Raw genomic sequence first — 18,372 nt, 5'->3', positions numbered from 1 at the left:
ATTTTGAATAGACCTCAGTTTCCTAGACGGTTCCGTGCCTCATGAACCAGGCACTTTCATAAATTGCAGGGGGTTGATCCTCACAGGCACTGTGGCGGCGTTTAGCATTATAAAACATCTCTACATAATCGAAGATATCTGCCTTCGCTTCTTCCCTGTTTTTATAGATCCGTCTCTTTATGCGTTCCCGTTTTAGCAACTGGAAAAAGCTTTCTGCCACTGCGTTGTCATGGCAATTACCCCGACGACTCATGCTGCTTTTCAAATTGTGAGATGCCATAAAATGCTGGCACCTTTCGCTGGTATATTGAGAACCCTGATCTGAATGGATTAATACTTCTGCTGTCGGTTTACGTCGCCATTCCGCCATCAATAATGCATCCATCACTAATTCAGCGGTCATTCGTCCTCCCATGCTCCAGCCTATAACCCGACGTGAGAAGAGATCGAGAACAACAGCCAGATATAACTGTAAGTATCCCGCATAATCGTGCCATTCACATTTAGAGACCCTCCGGCATAATCACTCTGCCAACAAAGGAGATCGCTATGCGTAAAGCCCGTTTTACTGAGCATCAGATCATTGCTGTAATTAAATCGGTTGAAGCCGGACGAACCGTTAAAGATGTCTGCCGGGAGGCCGGTATCTCTGAAGCCACCTACTACAACTGGAAGTCCAGATACGGCGCATGGAGGCTTCTGATATTAAAAAGATCAAGGATCTTGAGGACGAGAATCGACGTCTCAAACAGATGTTTGCCGACCTGAGCCTTGAGAACCGGGCGCTGAAAGACGTTATCGAAAAAAAGCTTTAAAACCAGCCTTTAAGCGTGAGCTGGTCACTCATCTGATAACGACATTTGGACTCAGTATCCGTCAGGCCTGCCGGAGTCTGAACCTGAGCAGAACGGTTTACCATTACCGTCCGGATACCACGCGTGACGAACCCGTTATTGTCGCGTTACAGGCAGTGGCAGAGCGATACCCACGGTACGGTTTTCCAAAACTTTTCCAGGTTCTGCGGCGGCAGGGATACCCGTGGAATCACAAAAGGATCCATCGTATTTATTGTCTGCTGAAGCTGAATTTTCGCCGTAAAGGCAAACAACGGTTGCCGGTGCGTAATCCCTCGCCACTGGCCACACCGGAAGCGCTGAACCAGAGCTGGTCTGTCGATTTTATGCATGATGCTCTGGTCTGTGGCCGTCGTTTTCGCACGTTCAATGTCGTTGATGACTTTAACCGTGAGGCATTGTCGATTGAAATCGATCTGAATCTGCCAGCTTTGCGCGTGGTCCGTGTACTCGACAGGATCGCGGCAAATCGCGGCTATACGGTCATGCTACGCATGGATAATGGTCCGGAATTTATCTCACTTGCACTGGCTGAATGGGCAGAGCAACATGCAGTAAAACTGGAATTTATTCAGCCGGGTAAGCCGACGCAGAACGCTTTTATTGAGCGCTTTAACCGAACATACCGTACAGAAATACTCGATTTTTATCTGTTCAGAACGCTGAATGAAGTGCGGGAAATCACGGAAAGATGGGTGTCAGAATATAACTGTGAACGCCCGCATGAATCACTGAACAATATGACGCCGGAGGAATATCGGCAACACAATCATTTGGCCGGGATCTCAAAAAATGCCTGGAACTAAAACGGGTCTATTTACACCAGCTAAACCAATAATGAAGTGTGTATTCTAGGAACTGTATAACACTTTAATTCACTAGATTTTAGTGTGTTAGTCGTAATTATTGATCGTTAGTAAAAAAATCCTTCTAAATAACACATATGTTTTTTCGAATGTAAATATTGATTTTGGTCCTTATGGGAGTATCCTAGCTTCAATAGGACAGGAGGCCAGATGTCACTAACATCCTTACAACTCTTCAAAAACCTTTCCGATGAAACCCGTCTGGGCATCGTGCTGCTGCTCAGGGAGATGGGAGAGCTGTGCGTGTGCGATCTCTGTACGGCGCTGGAACAGTCGCAGCCAAAGATCTCCCGTCATCTGGCAATGCTCCGGGAAAGTGGTCTATTGCTGGATCGCAAGCAGGGCAAGTGGGTTCACTATCGCTTATCTCCGCATATTCCTTCCTGGGCTGCTCAGGTGATTGAACAGGCTTGGTTAAGCCAACAGGACGACGTACAGGCCATCGCCCGTAAGCTGGCATCGGCAAACTGCTCTGGTAGCGGTAAGGCTGTTTGCATCTAAAAAATTTGCCTGAACATATATGATTTTTCGAATGTGATGTATTTGGAGTGAAAACGTTAACGGTGTTTGACCCGGCAATGTGCTGCAGTACCGGCGTATGTGGTTCAGATATCGATCAGGTTCTGGTTCATTTCTCTGCTGATGTGCAGTGGCTGAAAGGACGTGGCGTACAGGTTGAACGTTACAAACTGGCGCAGCAGCCCATGAGCTTTGTTCAGAATGAGAAAGCGAAAGTATTCGTCGAAGCATCTGGAACAGAAGGGCATCCGCTGACCGTATAGCGCTTGTTCCTGTGCTGGCGTCAGAGCCCGCCGGTATTGAAAAGCTCAGAGAGTTGATGAGTTAATTTTTTGGCATATACAGGGCGACAAAGTCGCCCTGTCAGGAGGTTTTATGTTACTGGCAAGCGCTATTTTTGTCCTGACCATCGTGTTGGTTATCTGGCAACCGAAGGGATTAGGGATCGGCTGGAGTGCGACATTGGGCGCAGTACTGGCGTTGATCTCTGGCGTAGTCCATTTTGGTGATATCTCTGTTGTATGGAATATCGTCTGGAATGCGACGGCGACCTTTATTGCCGTGATTATTATCAGCCTGCTGCTCGATGAATCCGGCTTTTTCGAATGGGCGGCGCTGCACGTTTCACGTTGGGGTAACGGTCGGGGGCGTTTGCTGTTTACCTATATCGTCTTGCTAGGCGCAGCGGTGGCGGCATTGTTTGCCAACGATGGTGCGGCATTGATTCTTACTCCAATTGTCATCGCCATGCTGCTTACATTAGGTTTCAGTAAAGGTACTACGCTGGCATTTGTCATGGCCGCCGGGTTTATTGCGGATACGGCCAGCCTGCCGCTTATCGTGTCCAACCTGGTTAATATCGTTTCTGCAGACTTCTTTGGGCTGGGTTTCACTGAGTATGCGTCGGTAATGGTGCCGGTGGATATCGCCGCCATTATCGCCACGCTGGTGATGCTGCATCTGTTCTTCCGCAAAGATATTCCATCAACTTACGACCTGGATCTCCTTAAAGCACCGGCAAAAGCGATTAAAGATCTGGCAACCTTCAGAACCGGATGGATAGTGTTGATCCTTCTTCTGGTTGGCTTTTTCGTCCTTGAGCCGTTGGGTATCCCGGTCAGCGCGATTGCTGCTGTTGGGGCTGTCATTCTGTTTGCGGTGGCGAAACGAGGCCATGCCATTAACACTGGCAAAGTGCTTCGCGGTGCGCCATGGCAGATCGTCATCTTCTCTCTGGGGATGTATCTGGTGGTCTATGGCCTGCGTAACGCCGGTCTAACAGAATATCTCTCTGGCGTACTGAACGTGCTGGCAGATAAAGGGCTTTGGGCTGCGTCGTTTGGTACCGGCTTCCTGACGGCTCTCCTGTCTTCCATTATGAACAACATGCCTACCGTGCTGGTTGGCGCTCTATCTATTGATGGCAGCACCGCAACAGGTGTTATCAAAGAGGCGATGCTTTATGCCAATGTGATTGGCTGCGATCTGGGACCGAAAATTACACCTATTGGTAGCCTGGCAACGCTGCTCTGGCTGCATGTCCTTTCACAGAAGAACATGACCATCACTTGGGGATACTATTTCCGCACCGGGATCGTCATGACTCTGCCTGTGCTGTTTGTAACGCTGGCCGCGCTGGCGTTACGTCTCTCTTTCACTTTGTAATGAGATACTGATATGAGCAACATCACCATTTATCACAACCCAGCCTGCGGCACGTCGCGTAATACGCTGGAGATGATCCGCAACAGCGGTACTGAACCGACCGTTATTCTTTACCTCGAAAACCCACCTTCACGCGATGAGCTGGTCAAACTCATTGTGGATATGGGCATTTCCGTCCGTGCTTTGCTACGTAAGAACGTCGAGTCGTATGAGGAACTGGGTCTTGCAGAAGATAAATTTACTGACGACCAGCTAATCGACTTTATGCTGCAACATCCGATTCTGATTAATCGCCCGATTGTGGTTACATCTTTGGGAACGCGTCTGTGCCGCCCTTCCGAAGAGGTACTGGATATTCTTCCGGAACGTCAGAAAGGAGCGTTTACCAAAGAGGATGGCGAGAAGGTCATTGGCGAAACGGGGAAGTGGGTTAAGTAATCTGCCAGTTCAAAATATCGGACGCCTGTTAACGCTATGAGGGTGCCCGCCTTTCGCTCATAGCAGGCCTCGCAACACTTCAGGCGGTCCGCTTTGTGCCAAAAGCGGACATTACTGCACACCGTAAGTAGTCTTATGTGTCTGAAATGAAACCGCAGCCCGATAGTTACTTTCTCTCCTGCCCGTTATTTGAACTGAAATACGCAATGTCCTAAATAACTACCATAATCGTCATTTACGACATTACTTTCTCACTTATGATTCTCTCATCGAATCAATGGTGATCGAAAGGAGTCTGCAATGAGTCTCGCAACGCAATCAGGTAAAGGCACTGCCGTCATCACTGGTGCATCCACCGGCATTGGTGCTGTTTACGCCAGTCGACTGGCGCGCATGGGATACGACCTGATCATTATCGCCCGTAATCATAACCGCCTGAATCAGATGGCCAGCCACATTACTGCTGACACCGCCCGCAATGTGGAAGTGCTGGCAACCGATCTGGGTGATGCCCAACAGTTTGCTGCTCTGGAGAAAAAACTGCGTGACGATGCCAGCATTACCCTGCTGGTGAACAATGCCGGTGTCGGAACTCATACGCCGTTGTTGTCGAGCGATGTCGATCAAATGCAGGCGATGATTAATCTCAATGTCGTTGCTCTGACCCGTCTGACTTACAGCGTGGTTCCCGGATTTGTCGCGCGAGGTGTGGGTGCCATCATCAACATCTCATCGATTGTCAGCCTTGCGCCGGAACTGCTTAACGGCGTGTATGGCGGCACAAAGGCCTTTGTGCTGGCATTCACTCAGTCACTGCACCATGAACTCTCCGAAAAGGGCATCCACATTCAGGCCGTGCTGCCGGGAGCGACAGCAACGCCGTTCTGGGATAACGGCGGTTTACCCCTTGACCAACTCGATAAGTCAATAGTAATGAGCGCTTACGACCTGGTGGACGCGGCGCTGACGGGTTTTCTTAACGGGGAACTTGTCACCATCCCGTCACTGCATAACGACGTTTACTGGCAGGCGATGGAAAGTAGTCGCCAGGCCATGATCCCGCACCTCTCCAGTAATGTACCCGCCGGCCGTTATCGCGCCGGACTTACTCACTAACCTTATATTTAGCCAACAGGAATAACCGTATGAAACTGACAGGCAACACTATTTTTATCACTGGCGGCACGTCGGGTATTGGCCGCGCGATGGCAGAAAAATTTCATCAACTGGGTAATCAGGTGATCATTTCAGGCCGTCGTAAAGCTCTTCTTGACTCGGTCACGGCTGCCAATCCGGGAATGAATTCCGTGGTGCTGGATGTCACCGATGTATCCAGCATTAAATCGGCGGCGAAAGAGGTGCTCTCCCGCTATCCGGCACTGAATGTGGTGATCAATAACGCTGGCATTATGCCCTTCGATAATGCCGCAGCCGAACTGGATGACGATATGGCCACCACCTTACTGGACACGAACCTGTTGGGCACTGTTCGGGTCAGTTCAGCCTTTGTTGAGCACCTGAAACAACAACCGGATGCGGTATTGATCAACAACAGTTCGATTCTGGCTTTTTTACCCCTGGTGACGAATGCACTCTACTCAGCAACCAAAGCAGCGATTCATTCTTACACCCTGTCGCAGCGTTTTTTACTGCGCGATGCCGGTGTGAATGTGATCGAGATTTCACCGCCCTGGGTCGATACCGATTTGATCTACAAAAGCGGTGATTCCCGCGCAATGCCATTAGCCGATTTTATCCAGCAGACCTTTGACAAACTGGCGACAGACGCCATTGAAGCGATTGTCGACAGTGTGCTGCCAGCCCGTGCGAATCAGGGTGTTAATGAACACGAGATGGTGAACGCGTTTAATCAGTCGATGGTGGATAACCCAATACCGGTTGCCTGACCTGCTCTGGGGCAGGCAACTGCCCCTTCTCTGGAGTTAATGATGCAAAATCACCTGTCCACGTCTCAAAGACGTGCATTATGGGCACTTAGCCTGGCGTATTTTATTCAGGCGACCGGTTCACTTTCTGTGGCGGGTAGTCTGGTCCCGATTTCTCAGGAATGGGGGATCAGTGATGCACAAAGTGCCCGTCTTCTGTCTATTTTCGGTCTGACATTTGCGCTGGGTGCGCCGCTGGCGCAGGTTATATTCGGCAAGCTCATGCGCAGAACACAGGTGCTGGCAGGTATGCTGGTATTTGGGCTGGGAGCTCTGATTTTTGCCATCGCTCCTGACTACAGGGTACTGGTGGCTTCGCGGATTGTAATGGGGCTGGGCGCTTCCCTGATCGGTCCGGTACTGATTGCGCTCGGCGCAGAATTAGTCGCCCCTGAAGAGCGTGGCAGCGCCATTGCCATGATCCTGCTGGGTGTATCAATGGCCAGTATGGTCGGTATTCCGCTAGCGGCATGGCTGGCCACGGTCCTGGGCGCGCGTATGTTATTCACGATTATCGCGCTGGTGAGTATCCTCACTGCAGGTGCCGTATTTCTGCTGGTACCGGACGTCGTCAAAGGTGTTGATATCCGCTTACGCCAGGTCGGCATGGTACTCAGGGAGGGCAAATCACTGGCAGCCTTTCTGGTCGTCTTTTTTATCACCTCTGGTGTGTACGATATGTACGCCTTTATCTCGCCGATGATCCGCGATCGCTGGCTGGGTGATACGTCGGCCACCTCCATCGCTCTGGCTGTTATCGGTGTGGCGGGTATTGTGGGGAATCTTTTTGTTGCCCGGGCAGCACGTCACTACAGCGCGGAACACTTACTGGTTACCGGTCTGACGTTACTGGTGGCGGATATGCTGCTCGTCATGCTGCTACCGGCCCGGCTGTCATTGCTGTATCTCCTGCTGGTCGTCTGGGCCTTTTCCACTGACCTGTTATGGCCTACTCAACAGCGGCGTATTGTGGAGATCTCGACAGCGGAAACACGTGGAATTTCGCTGGCATTAACCAGTGCCTTTATGTTCTGTGGCATTGGTTTTGGATCGGCTGTGGCATCATGGCTTTATCCACTGTCGGGCTTTTACGGAGTAATGATAAGCTCAGTCCTGTTCCTGCTTCTGGCATTGACCAGCCTGTGGACTTCTGAGCGGTTACGGGCCCGCGCCGCGAAATATCAGGCGGTCCGCCTGTCATAAAGGAGTTGCGATGCACCGTATAGGATTAATCATTGCCGATCATTTTCAGATGCTGGCGTTGTCTACGCTGACGGTATTTGAGTTTGCCAATCTGGTGGCTGAACGCCCATTTTACCAGCCTGTGGTCTACTCCGAACACGGCGGAACCGTACGTTCTTCTTCGGGTATCGGCGTGGATTCGGTAAAGTTGAGCGAGGAAACGCGGGTGGACACCTGGCTGGTGGCAGGCGTGCTTTCACCCATGGAGGAACCCGCCAGTCCTGGGGTGGTCCATTTTCTGCAAACCACTGCCCGCCAGACACGCCGGATTGCAGGGATCTGTACCGGTGCATTTGTGCTGGCACAGGCCGGGCTGCTGGAGCAAAAACGTGCCACTACGCACTGGGCGCACTCACAGAGTCTGGCCTCGCAGCATCCCACGATTCAGCTTGAAGATGATCGTATTTTTATCATTGATGACACAATCTGGACATCAGCAGGCATGACTGCGGGGCTGGATATGGCGCTCGGTATGGTGGAGAAAGATCTCGGTGCAGACATTGCCCGTACGGTAGCACACCGTCTGGTGATGAATCAGCGTCGCTCCGGCGGTCAGACACAACACTCGGAAATGCTGGCCCTGGCACCCCGCTCCGATCGTCTGCAAACAGCGCTGGAATATGCCCGCCACAATCTGCGCAAAACGCTGACGGTGGAAATCCTTGCCGATGCGGTGCATGTCAGCGCTCGCCAGCTCAGCCGCCTGTTTCGTCAGGAGACGGGCAAATCTCCGGCAAAAGCCATTGAAGGACTGCGGCTTGAGGCCGCGCGCTTAATGATTGAGCAAAGCCGTCTGTCACTGGATGCCATTGCCCGCGAGTCCGGTTTTCGCGACAGACGGCATATGCGGGAGGTGTTTATTCGCGGGTATGGCATTCCACCTCAGTCGCTTCGCGCAGGGCGTTAATATACGGCGTGGTTCACTCTACCCACGTTTACGGTGCAGGGCAGGCGTTATGCCCCAGGTTTTTTTGAACGCTTTAGAAAAAGACGACAGAGACAAAAAACCACACTGTTCAGCCACTCTCTCTGCTGTCAGGTTTTTCTCTTCTGAAAGCAGTCTTGCTGCTAACACCATACGTAACTGGTTGAGCCAGACCTGGGGCGTCTGATGATAGCTGTGTGAAAAGTGGCGGGCGAAGGTGGCGCGTGACAGAAAACAGCGTTGCGCCATCGACGCCATCGTCCATGGAAATGCAGGATCAGCGATGACGGCCAGAACGGCAGGAGCAAGACGTTTGTCGCTCAGTAGCCGTAAAACACCCGCAGGAGGCTCGTGCAGCGACAGCAAAATACGCAGGATTAGCGCAAGCAACGTATCTGCCAGCCCCTTAACGATACTCGCACTGCCCGGTAAACCGCCCAGACTTTCGCGTACCAGCATTACCAGCAGCGTTTCCAGTTCAGGGCAATCGTGTTGATCATCGGTACGGAGGTGGATCAGTGTTGTTTCATCGGCGAACATCCAGCGATAACCCGGCCCGAAATGGAACTCTCCACACAATACCTCGACCGCAGGCCCCGGCCCTTCCGTCCACACTTCAGTGACGATGCCATTATTGTTGACCTGAGCAGGAACGACCTGCCCCCAGTCCACCAGGCTTTGCAATAAATGCGGGGATCCGTGCGGGAACAGAATGATATCACCGGCGCGCACATCGAACGTCTTCCCTTCAACAATCAGCCGCGTTTCGCCACGAAGAATGACATGCCAGGGCACAATACCGGCGGCTTGTTGCGGGTGGTCGGCATCCCAGCGCCCGGCAAAACGGCAGTGAAGATTGACACTACATGCTGGCGTAAGTAAGGAAAGCAAACGACTGAGGTTGTCCACTCTGACTCCTGAGACGATAAGACAAATAATCGAGACGATACGGCCTGCATGCCTGCCTGCAGCGCCCTATTATGTGCTCATCGCCGATATGGCGAAACCCTTAAACTGAAAGGAAAAAATGATGAGCCGTTTAACTTCCGTACAACCTGAAAATGCTACTGGCAATACTGCAGATCTCTTCAGCGCCATTAAACGAGCGATGGGTAAAGTCCCGAATGCCTACCAGACCATCGGGATCGCCCCCGACATTCTGGGTCAGGCATTGCAACACAACGCCACGCTGGCGAAAAGCCAGCTGAATAAACAGGAAATTGAAGCCGTTAACCTTGTGGTCAGTGAAGTGTCTGGATGTGATTACTGTCTGGCGGCGCATACGTTGACCGGGAAAATGGCAGGTTACAGCGTTGAGCAAATTCAGGCATTACGCCGGGGAGAGTTCCCGGAAGATCCGCATATTGATGCACTGGTCAAATTTGTAAAAACTCTGGTGACGACCCGCAACACCTTACCAGAAGAAACCGTCAGTCGTTTTCTGGCAGCAGGCTTTAGCGATAGACAGGTAGTGGAAGTCATCAGTGCAGTCAGTGCGATTCTGTTTACGAATATGATCAACCGTGTGAATGACACCGTGGTGGATTTTCCAAAAGTAAACTGACCCCGTATGTGGCAGAAAAACATTCCTTTCTGCCACAGCAATTATGATAAATGGGCGATGTAGCCTCAGTCTTCGGCGAGAATTGTATCTGAGTAACAATAAAATATCTCGTGACCTGGCAACTGTTAATTGTAATCTGCCATCGTCCGCTTCTCGCTCATTGCATACCTTCAGTTCCAGGAGGCTGTCCGCTTCGTGCCAGGAGCGGACATTGACTTGCTCCCGTGTTGCTGAGGCATTTACTTTTTCGGGGAAATTTTTCGGCGCAGGTAATTCGCCGACAGCGCCGCAATAAGGCCGCACAGGCTCATCAGCAGCCAGGCTGCATGGAAGGATTCGGGTGCAGCAGCTTTACCGCTTAGAGCAACAAAAAGCGCAACGCCGATCGCCGCACCAATCTGGCGTGAGGTGTTGATCAGCCCTGTTCCTGTCGAATACATATGGGCCGGAAGCCCGGAAACCGCACCTGCCATAAAGCCCGTCTGCGCGATACCCGCACCGAGTCCGGTCATAATCAGTCCGGGCAAATAGTTCAGTAACCAGGCATTATCGGTATGGTCGCTGAGCGTTAAAAACCACCAGAGTCCACTCAGGAAGTACAGTACGGAGCCTGCGACAGCAAGGTTCTGTGGAGTGGCCTTTACCCTCCCGATAAGCAGCGAGGCGACAACGGCGGTGCCGGGTCCCGCAGCAAAAGCAAGACCTGCCTGTGCGGCGGTCAGGTGCCATGCCTGGGTCAGAAACATCGTGCCGCCAAGTAACATAACGGCAAAACTCATATAAAAACATCCCATGCCTATTGTTGCCGTTGTGAAAGCCCGGGAATGGAACAGACTCAGGTCGAGAAGAGGACGGGAGGATTTCAGGCAGTGGTACACAAATACCGTCAGAACGACGATGGCTCCCATACTTCCCGCGAAAATAGCGGCTTTGTGGGTGGCCCATTCCGAAGTATGAGCTATGGTGGCGGTGAGGAGAGCTATTCCTGACGTCAGGAGTACGCTTCCAGCAATATCGGGGGCAGGCCCGTTATGCGGTGCACTTTCTTTCAGGTATCGGGTACAGATGAGAGCCCCAATCACGATGGGCACGTTGATGAAGAAAATCAGATGCCAGTCCGCCTGAACCAGAAAGCCACCCAGGACAGGGCCCGCCGCGGCCGCAACCGAGCCGGTGGCTGCCCAGAACCCGATCATCTGCTTATGCTTCTCCTGAGGATATGCACCCAGTAGTAGCCCAAGGCTTGTCGGGATGAGCATGGCCGCAGCAACCCCCTGTATTGCCCGCGCGGCGATGAGTATCCAGAGCGTGGGCGCCAGCCCGCAGAGCAGGCTCGACAGACCAAACAGGGCCAGACCTACCGAGAAAATAGTCCGTCGGCCGTACCGGTCAGCAAAACGGCCGCTCAGCACCAGAGTGGAGGCAAAACAGACTGAGAAGATCGTCAGAATCAGTGACAGTGTGGCCTCGGGGTGTTCGGGAAAACTTCGGCTGATCGACGGGAAGGCAAGATTGACGACAAATAAGTCCAGTGAGCTCAGGATGCTGCCCAGCCCGATTGAAAGCAGGCCAGCCGGGTGAATACGTGACGGTGAACTCGATGCTATGGTTGATGAATTAATGGCCATGTTTCCTCTCTGAACAAAGCGCTGTCCGCTGACTACGGGTATAACAATATACGTGTATATACCCACATATTGCGATCAGCGTCAACGCTTTCCAGCAGGTCAATAAACCTTCGGGTTCAGCCAGGGAGTCACTGCATCAAATGTTTATTTTCCGGTGTCGCATTCTGGACTCAGATCTAATGCGGGTATATGCTCTTAAATCCCTTTTGTTATCTGATCTTGATATGGGCACTGGATATGAGTTCTCCCTGCTACTGTAAAAATCTGCGTGATTTCACACGTAAGATGACCGCGATTTACGATGCCGAGTTGGATGCCTATGGCATCAATATTGCTCAGTATTCGTTGATGAGGCTGGTGATAAACAATAATCCCGTAAGCCTTACCCGGCTCGGTGATATCGCCGGGCTGGATCGTTCTACGGTAGGACGAAACGTCACCGTTCTGGCGCGTCAGGGGTGGTTGCAGGTTGACCGTGATGGTATGGACAAAAGGCAGCAGCAGGTCTCTATCACCCCTGAGGGTGAAGCGCTTATCAGAGACGCGTTTCCGTCCTGGCAGCGCTGCCAGCACATCATTGAAGAACGTCTTGGCGCGGACAACGTCATGGCGCTGCAGAACATTTTTCACCAAATCTGAATTGCAGGTTGTCAGCGTAAAAGAATAAGATGATATACGGGCATATACCCGCTAATCCAGGTCTCCTTCAAAGACATGGTAAATCATAAACATAAGCAAGAGGTGACAATGTGAAATATCAGATCCTTGGCAATACAGGCGTTCGAGTCTCTTCAGTAGCCCTGGGAACGGCAAATTTTGGCATGCGGTGGGGATACGGCGCATCGTTAGACGAAAGTCGGGCGATTTTAGATGCTTTTGCAGAGGATGGCGGTAACTTTATAGATACGGCTGATGTGTATCAGTTCGGTGAATCAGAAGAGTTTCTGGGGGCCCTCCTTCAGGGACGCAGAGAGAATTTCTTTCTTGCGACAAAATATTCGAGCGGCGCATCTAAAGCAGCTGGCGGGCTGGTTACAGGCAACAGTCGCCGGGCGATGGTGTCTTCGGTGGAGTCGAGTCTGAAGCGGCTTAAAACCGATCGTATCGATTTATACTGGGTTCATCATCCTGACGATATTACGCCGTCAGAAGAACTGGTACGGGGGCTTGAAGATCTGTCCAGAGCCGGAAAAATTCTTTACGCCGGTTTGTCCAATTTTTCGGCCTGGCGGCTGGCACGCGCAGCAACGCTTGCCGAGCTGTCTCGCGCGGTGCCGATTGTCGCCTCTCAGTTCCAGTACAGTCTGGTTTCACGTCAGCCCGAACGTGACATGCTGAAAGCCTGTCAGGCGCTGCAGATAACACCCATAACCTGGTCCCCGCTGGGCGGTGGAATGCTCACAGGCAAATACCGCGCCGGTGAAAAAGGCAGGGCAGAAGGGATGGGCGGAAAGGTATTCCAGGCGGAAAACAACGAACAGCGGAGCGCCATTCTCGACGAAGTTCTGGCTATAGCCACTGAAAACGGGGCAAGCCCGGACCAGGTAGCTATTGCCTGGGTTGCTGCACAGGAATGTATCCCTATTATTGGCCCCCGGACCCAGGCGCAGTACGTCAGTAATGTGGGGTTTTCAGGGGCGAATCTCACAGAGGCACAAATCGACAGGCTGAACAGCGTCAGCCAGTTTGACAATGACATTAAAACTGCCCCCGTGCAGGCATTACTGGGGCATGTTATACCGGGTAAACCCGTGGCATAACATTAGGGCTATAGCCCTGGGGGATAAACTGACATCAGAACTGTTGTCAGTTTATCCGACTGAAATGACGGGAACAGGATCAAGCGAACTGTATGTGTTTCACAACAACATATCCACTGCGACCAGTACCAGTGCCCCTGCAAGGATCCTATTGACCAGGCGACCGTGCTGGCGAAGAAGCGCCTGAAAAAGGTGTCCTGCTGCCGCCCAGCAGAGGTTGCCAAAAACACCGATCAAAGCCAGCAGAACGCTGATCAGAATAATCCAGACCTGACTGCTGGTATAGGGAATGACGAAAGTAGAGAGCGCCGTTACTCCATAAAGGATGATTTTTACATTCGCAAACTGCAGTAAAAAACTGGTTCTGAAGCTCAGTGGGACGTCAGAACGGGTGTTATTTGCAGGCTGGCTTCGGGCTATTTTCAGTGCCAGCCAGAGAATATAAATCACGCCTAACCAGGTCAGCCAGTGGGTTACGGAAGGCAGTGTCCGGGTTATCGCCACGGTAAATAAGGCGCACAGAAGCATAATAATGAGAAATCCAGCCCCCATGCCAGCCAGTGGACGTAGGCTTTTATGAAACCCGTGAGTATGCACGCAGCTCAGAGCCAGAATGTTATTAGGACCTGGGGTAAGTGCAGTGATGAAAGTATAAGCCAGAAAAGCGCCAGCAATTGAAAGTGACATAATAACTCCTCTTTTTTTTTAATTTAGAGGATGCCAATAAGAAAAAATATTGAATGTTTTCGCATTCATGATTCAACATTATGAATACTTCACAGGAGACAATCTTGAACTTACGTCGTTTGTTAACCCTCAGGACCATTCTGGAAGAAGGATCGTTTGCCAAAGCAGCCAGTAAACTTTGCTGTACGCAGTCAACGGTTACATTTCAGATCAGACAACTTGAGGCCGAATACGGCGTTCAGCTGTTTGAAAAAATTGGTCGCCGCATGGTGCCAACGGATGCCGCCAGGAATATGATGCCCCATATTCATGAAATGATGGTCGTTATAAATAGCATTAAGCAGGCTGTCCAGCGAAACGATGAACCGGAAGGTGAATTGCGCCTTGCCGTGGGCGAGACGCTGCTCTCCTACAAGATCCCGCAGGTGCTGAAGAGTTTTAAGAAAAGAGCGCCGAATGTGTTGCTGTCTCTGCAATCCCAGAACTGTTATACAATCCGTGACAGCTTGCTGGCCAATGAAATTGATTTGGGGATTTTCTATCGTGTGGGCAATGATGCTTCTCTCATTATGGAAAACTATGGCGAACATCCTCTCGTGCTCGTTGCCTCTCCCGAATTAGCACTGGTTGATTTCACTCGGGGAAATCAGCATATCCCCGTTAGTTTCATTATTAATGAAAAACAATGTGTATTCCGTCTGATGTTTGAATCTGTCCTCAGACAAAGAAAAATAACGATTGACTCCACCATTGAACTCATCAGCATTGAAAGCATTAAGCAGTGCGTGATGGCTAATACAGGCGTGACGTACTTACCGCGATTCACGGTGGAGAAAGAGCTGCGTGCCGGACTGTTGCAAGAACTTCCTCTGTCACCACGCCCTGAAACCCTTTCTGCAGTGTGTGCTCATCACTCAGGTAAGGTCATTACGCCAGCAATGGAGCTGTTTATTCAGTCCTTACGGGAGAGTCTGGATGCCTGATCGCTGCCCTCGTATTGCTTTGCAGGATTGCCCTGTCGGTTTTAGCAGTAGACAGGGCTGACAATGATTAACGGCCAAACGATGTCACGTTGGGCCGGCTCCCCGGAAGTCCAGAAACGGCTGATTCCGACGCATAAAATCCACCACGTTATCTACCTGTTTTGACTCCGGTAACAACAGTGTTTTAACCGGCTGAATATCCACCAGCAGGGTTTCATCTTCCTGCGTTAGCCCCATAAACGCAGCGGGCTGTCGCAGTGCGCAGATCAGCAATGTATTAATGAACGCAAACCCCGCCATACTGACAACAGGCAGTATCCAGGTGGTTTGATCGGTTAGCCTGAACAGATAGAAAAACAGGCAGCAAATGATACTGACGATCCACAGCCCCGCGTAACCCGACAGCAGGAAGCGGAGCCAGAGTATTTGCTGGCGGGCGATATCAGAATAAAGACGCTGGATATCCGAATTAAATGACTGCAAGCGGCCGAGCGAATAGCCCAACCAACCGAGAAATACCCCGTGATAGACCAACGCAAGGGGCAGAGGTTCCGGCATTCCTGGTAAATCCTGTTGTTGTAATATTGTTATTTTTTCCGACTCAGGTAGCGGAACATATAGTGTGGAAAACACAATCAGGCCAGCCGCGAACGGGATTAAGTGTACGGCATGAATGAGCCGAATTTGAAAACGGCAATACATCAGCGATCGGGTATACAGATAGATAGCTGGCGGCTGAAGCAGAGAGATGAGCGTACCGATATAAGCGTAGTTTGGGTGTGAAAAACTTACACCGCTTCCGTAAAGTAAAAGCTCGCCAAAACCGGCGGCGACGGTCAGCAGGACGACCACCAATAGCCGGTTGCTGGTTTGTACAATGTTGGACGGCAAAAGTAGAAAAACAGAAAGCAATACAGCCTGCATTATTCCTGCTGCCAGAAGAAAAACGGATAGCTCAATCAGCATGTATTACCGCCACCAATCATTCAAAACGAGACATAAAGAACGGGTTCCGCTCTGCCTCTTGTTAGCGGAACGTTCGACTTTGCGCTTTGTAGGTTCGACTTTACCAATTCGAACGACGCCCTGATTTCACGCCAGTACTCTGATGTCAAATCGGCAGAGGGTCTGAAATCCTACGTCGATTAACATCCCCAAAAAGCAGATGAACAGGTCGAAAAAGACCCGGGAGCATTATTGTGAAAAAGCAGAAAAACATCAGAACTACCCTGTGCGCGAGCATCGTGATCCTTGCGGGAATGACGATAAGCACAACGGCGTTCGCCCACTGCGACGGCATGGATGGACCGGTGATTACCGAGGCTAAAAGCGCGCTCCAGGCGCATGATGTTACCCCGTTATTAAAATGGGTGCCAGAAAACCGTGAAGATACCGTCAGGAAGGCGTTTGACGAGGCAATAAGCAAACAAGGTGGCAGTCAGGCCGCTCAGGAGAAGGCCGATCAGCAGCTCTTCACCACTCTGGTACGTGTTCACCGTGAGGCGGAAGGCGCGCCCTTTACCGGTGTAAAACCGGCAGGCCATATTCCCGTGGTTGTACAAGAGGCAGATGCCGCACTCAACGCCGGCAATGTTGATAGCCTGGTGGCGAAGGTGACTGCCAATGTTGAGCATGCTCTCCGGGAAAAATTTGCTAAAGCTGAACAAAGTAAGCAACAAGTGAATCAATCGGTTAAACAGGGACGTGGATATGTGAATGACTACGTTCACTACATACATTTTGTCGAAGAAGTGAACGGAATGGCGGCAGGAGGATCGCCTGAGATGGAACATCAGCACTAATTATCATGTCCGCCAGAGATGCCCTTGCGGCATCTCTGAATCACCACGATAACGCCCAGCGGGATTTGGAGGATTGTAATTAAAATTATGTAATTACCTGTTTTTGATATGTTCATTCCGACAACGGATGTAAGTAAATTGGCACTGTTGCAAATAGTCGGTGGTGATAAACTTATCATCCCCTTTTGCTGATGGAGCTGCACATGAACCCATTCAAAGGCCGGCATTTTCAGCGTGACATCATTCTGTGGGCCGTACGCTGGTACTGCAAATACGGCATCAGTTACCGTGAGCTGCAGGAGATGCTGGCTGAACGCGGAGTGAATGTCGATCACTCCACGATTTACCGCTGGGTTCAGCGTTATGCGCCTGAAATGGAAAAACGGCTGCGCTGGTACTGGCGTAACCCTTCCGATCTTTGCCCGTGGCAAATGGATGAAACCTACGTGAAGGTCAATGGCCGCTGGGCGTATCTGTACCGGGCCGTCGACAGCCGGGGCCGCACTGTCGATTTTTATCTCTCCTCCCGTCGTAACAGCAAAGCTGCATACCGGTTTCTGGGTAAAATCCTCAACAACGTGAAGAAGTGGCAGATCCCGCGATTCATCAACACGGATAAAGCGCCCGCGGTGATGCTGCCAACTTACTGATTTAGTGTATGATGGTGTTTTTGAGGTGCTCCAGTGGCTTCTGTTTCTATCAGCTGTCCCTCCTGTTCAGCTACTGACGGGGTGGTGCGTAACGGCAAAAGCACTGCCGGACATCAGCGCTATCTCTGCTCTCACTGCCGTAAAACATGGCAACTGTAGTTCACTTACACCGCTTCTCAACCCGGTACGCACCAGAAAATCATTGATATGGCCATGAATGGCGTTGGATGCCGGGCAACCGCCCGCATTATGGGCGTTGGCCTCAACACGATTTTCCGCCATTTAAAAAACTCAGGCCGCAGTCGGTAACCTCGCGCATACAGCCGGGCAGTGACGTCATCGTCTGCGCGGAAATGGACGAACAGTGGGGATACGTCGGGGCTAAATCGCGCCAGCGCTGGCTGTTTTACGCGTATGACAGGCTCCGGAAGACGGTTGTTGCGCACGTATTCGGTGAACGCACTATGGCGACGCTGGGGCGTCTTATGAGCCTGCTGTCACCCTTTGACGTGGTGATATGGATGACGGATGGCTGGCCGCTGTATGAATCCCGCCTGAAGGGAAAGCTGCACGTAATCAGCAAGCGATATACGCAGCGAATTGAGCGGCATAACCTGAATCTGAGGCAGCACCTGGCACGGCTGGGACGGAAGTCGCTGTCGTTCTCAAAATCGGTGGAGCTGCATGACAAAGTCATCGGGCATTATCTGAACATAAAACACTATCAATAAGTTGGAGTCATTACCCGCTGGGTAGTATGAACATACGACAACTTCTTTGAAAGTTACCGGTCTGTCTTTCTCAGTAATAAAAATTATATCTTCGTGATTGTGTATTAATTGA

The 18,372-nt window shown here is 51.2% G+C and carries 16 protein-coding genes and 5 pseudogenes; 16 read left to right on the top strand and 5 right to left on the bottom strand.

Annotated elements, in window-relative coordinates; all coding sequences use genetic code 11:
* Positions 1-22 precede the first annotated feature (22 nt).
* A pseudogene (locus I6L54_RS05490) lies at positions 23-469 on the bottom strand (IS3 family transposase); the annotation flags it as partial.
* A gap of 80 nt (positions 470-549) precedes the next feature.
* On the opposite strand from I6L54_RS05490, the pseudogene I6L54_RS05485 reads away from it, so the two are divergent.
* The 9 genes and pseudogenes from I6L54_RS05485 (at position 550) to I6L54_RS05445 (ending at position 8,437) form a co-directional block, all read left to right on the top strand.
* A pseudogene (locus tag I6L54_RS05485) lies at positions 550-1,660 on the top strand (IS3 family transposase).
* A gap of 210 nt (positions 1,661-1,870) precedes the next feature.
* A complete protein-coding gene (arsR, locus tag I6L54_RS05480; RefSeq protein WP_000060257.1) occupies positions 1,871-2,221 on the top strand; it encodes an As(III)-sensing metalloregulatory transcriptional repressor ArsR in 351 nt (116 codons plus the stop codon).
* Between the two features lie 47 nt (positions 2,222-2,268).
* Positions 2,269-2,493: pseudogene (gene arsD / locus I6L54_RS05475) on the top strand (arsenite efflux transporter metallochaperone ArsD); the annotation flags it as partial.
* 121 nt (positions 2,494-2,614) lie between these two features.
* The gene (gene arsB, locus I6L54_RS05470; protein WP_040232041.1) at positions 2,615-3,904 is read left to right on the top strand and encodes an arsenite efflux transporter membrane subunit ArsB; all 1,290 of its coding nucleotides are present in this window, start codon (positions 2,615-2,617) and stop codon (positions 3,902-3,904) included.
* Between the two features lie 12 nt (positions 3,905-3,916).
* Positions 3,917-4,342 (top strand): glutaredoxin-dependent arsenate reductase, encoded by a 426-nt coding sequence (gene arsC / locus I6L54_RS05465; protein ID WP_040232040.1) that lies wholly within the window; start codon positions 3,917-3,919, stop codon positions 4,340-4,342.
* Between the two features lie 300 nt (positions 4,343-4,642).
* A complete protein-coding gene (locus I6L54_RS05460; protein WP_040232038.1) occupies positions 4,643-5,458 on the top strand; it encodes an SDR family NAD(P)-dependent oxidoreductase in 816 nt (271 codons plus the stop codon).
* 29 nt (positions 5,459-5,487) lie between these two features.
* Entirely contained in the window at positions 5,488-6,249 is a 762-nt protein-coding gene (locus I6L54_RS05455) for an SDR family oxidoreductase (protein ID WP_040232036.1), read from the top strand.
* Between the two features lie 42 nt (positions 6,250-6,291).
* Positions 6,292-7,491 carry an MFS transporter gene (locus I6L54_RS05450; protein WP_040232035.1) on the top strand — a complete coding sequence of 400 codons (1,200 nt, stop codon included), beginning with the start codon at positions 6,292-6,294 and terminating at the stop codon, positions 7,489-7,491.
* Positions 7,492-7,501: 10 nt separating this feature from the next.
* Positions 7,502-8,437, top strand: a complete 936-nt coding sequence (locus I6L54_RS05445) for a GlxA family transcriptional regulator (protein ID WP_040232034.1) — start codon at positions 7,502-7,504, stop codon at positions 8,435-8,437.
* 18 nt (positions 8,438-8,455) lie between these two features.
* Here the strand turns inward: I6L54_RS05445 and I6L54_RS05440 are convergent, their stop codons facing one another.
* Complete coding sequence (locus I6L54_RS05440; protein ID WP_040232032.1) at positions 8,456-9,364, bottom strand: AraC family transcriptional regulator; 909 nt, start codon at positions 9,362-9,364, stop codon at positions 8,456-8,458.
* A 121-nt stretch (positions 9,365-9,485) separates the two neighbouring features.
* Between I6L54_RS05440 and I6L54_RS05435 the strand changes: the two genes are divergently transcribed.
* Positions 9,486-10,019 carry a carboxymuconolactone decarboxylase family protein gene (locus tag I6L54_RS05435; RefSeq protein WP_040232031.1) on the top strand — a complete coding sequence of 178 codons (534 nt, stop codon included), beginning with the start codon at positions 9,486-9,488 and terminating at the stop codon, positions 10,017-10,019.
* Between the two features lie 239 nt (positions 10,020-10,258).
* Here the strand turns inward: I6L54_RS05435 and I6L54_RS05430 are convergent, their stop codons facing one another.
* The gene (locus tag I6L54_RS05430; protein WP_052463763.1) at positions 10,259-11,647 is read right to left on the bottom strand and encodes an MFS transporter; all 1,389 of its coding nucleotides are present in this window, start codon (positions 11,645-11,647) and stop codon (positions 10,259-10,261) included.
* Positions 11,648-11,884: 237 nt separating this feature from the next.
* Between I6L54_RS05430 and I6L54_RS05425 the strand changes: the two genes are divergently transcribed.
* On the top strand, positions 11,885-12,286 hold the full coding sequence (locus I6L54_RS05425; RefSeq protein WP_024906927.1) for a MarR family winged helix-turn-helix transcriptional regulator: 402 nt from the start codon (positions 11,885-11,887) through the stop codon (positions 12,284-12,286).
* A 110-nt stretch (positions 12,287-12,396) separates the two neighbouring features.
* Positions 12,397-13,407, top strand: coding sequence for an aldo/keto reductase (locus I6L54_RS05420; RefSeq protein ID WP_024906928.1), 1,011 nt, complete (start codon positions 12,397-12,399; stop codon positions 13,405-13,407).
* Positions 13,408-13,506: 99 nt separating this feature from the next.
* Here the strand turns inward: I6L54_RS05420 and eamB are convergent, their stop codons facing one another.
* Complete coding sequence (eamB, locus tag I6L54_RS05415; protein WP_024906929.1) at positions 13,507-14,094, bottom strand: cysteine/O-acetylserine transporter; 588 nt, start codon at positions 14,092-14,094, stop codon at positions 13,507-13,509.
* 104 nt (positions 14,095-14,198) lie between these two features.
* Between eamB and I6L54_RS05410 the strand changes: the two genes are divergently transcribed.
* Positions 14,199-15,077 carry a LysR family transcriptional regulator gene (locus I6L54_RS05410; protein WP_040232029.1) on the top strand — a complete coding sequence of 293 codons (879 nt, stop codon included), beginning with the start codon at positions 14,199-14,201 and terminating at the stop codon, positions 15,075-15,077.
* An 84-nt stretch (positions 15,078-15,161) separates the two neighbouring features.
* Here the strand turns inward: I6L54_RS05410 and I6L54_RS05405 are convergent, their stop codons facing one another.
* Positions 15,162-16,043 (bottom strand): AraC family transcriptional regulator, encoded by an 882-nt coding sequence (locus I6L54_RS05405; RefSeq protein WP_137378403.1) that lies wholly within the window; start codon positions 16,041-16,043, stop codon positions 15,162-15,164.
* A 233-nt stretch (positions 16,044-16,276) separates the two neighbouring features.
* Between I6L54_RS05405 and I6L54_RS05400 the strand changes: the two genes are divergently transcribed.
* From I6L54_RS05400 to I6L54_RS05390, 3 genes and pseudogenes are all read left to right on the top strand, one after another.
* Complete coding sequence (locus I6L54_RS05400) at positions 16,277-16,879, top strand: DUF6448 family protein (protein WP_050489007.1); 603 nt, start codon at positions 16,277-16,279, stop codon at positions 16,877-16,879.
* A gap of 203 nt (positions 16,880-17,082) precedes the next feature.
* A pseudogene (locus I6L54_RS05395) lies at positions 17,083-17,508 on the top strand (IS6-like element IS26 family transposase); the annotation flags it as partial.
* A 54-nt stretch (positions 17,509-17,562) separates the two neighbouring features.
* Positions 17,563-18,260 (top strand): annotated as a pseudogene (locus tag I6L54_RS05390) (IS1-like element IS1B family transposase).
* The last annotated feature ends 112 nt before the right edge of the window (positions 18,261-18,372 follow it).

The sequence above is a fragment of the Citrobacter pasteurii genome, from assembly GCF_019047765.1.
Taxonomy (GTDB): domain Bacteria; phylum Pseudomonadota; class Gammaproteobacteria; order Enterobacterales; family Enterobacteriaceae; genus Citrobacter; species Citrobacter pasteurii.
This window is presented reverse-complemented; position numbering and strand designations above follow the sequence as displayed.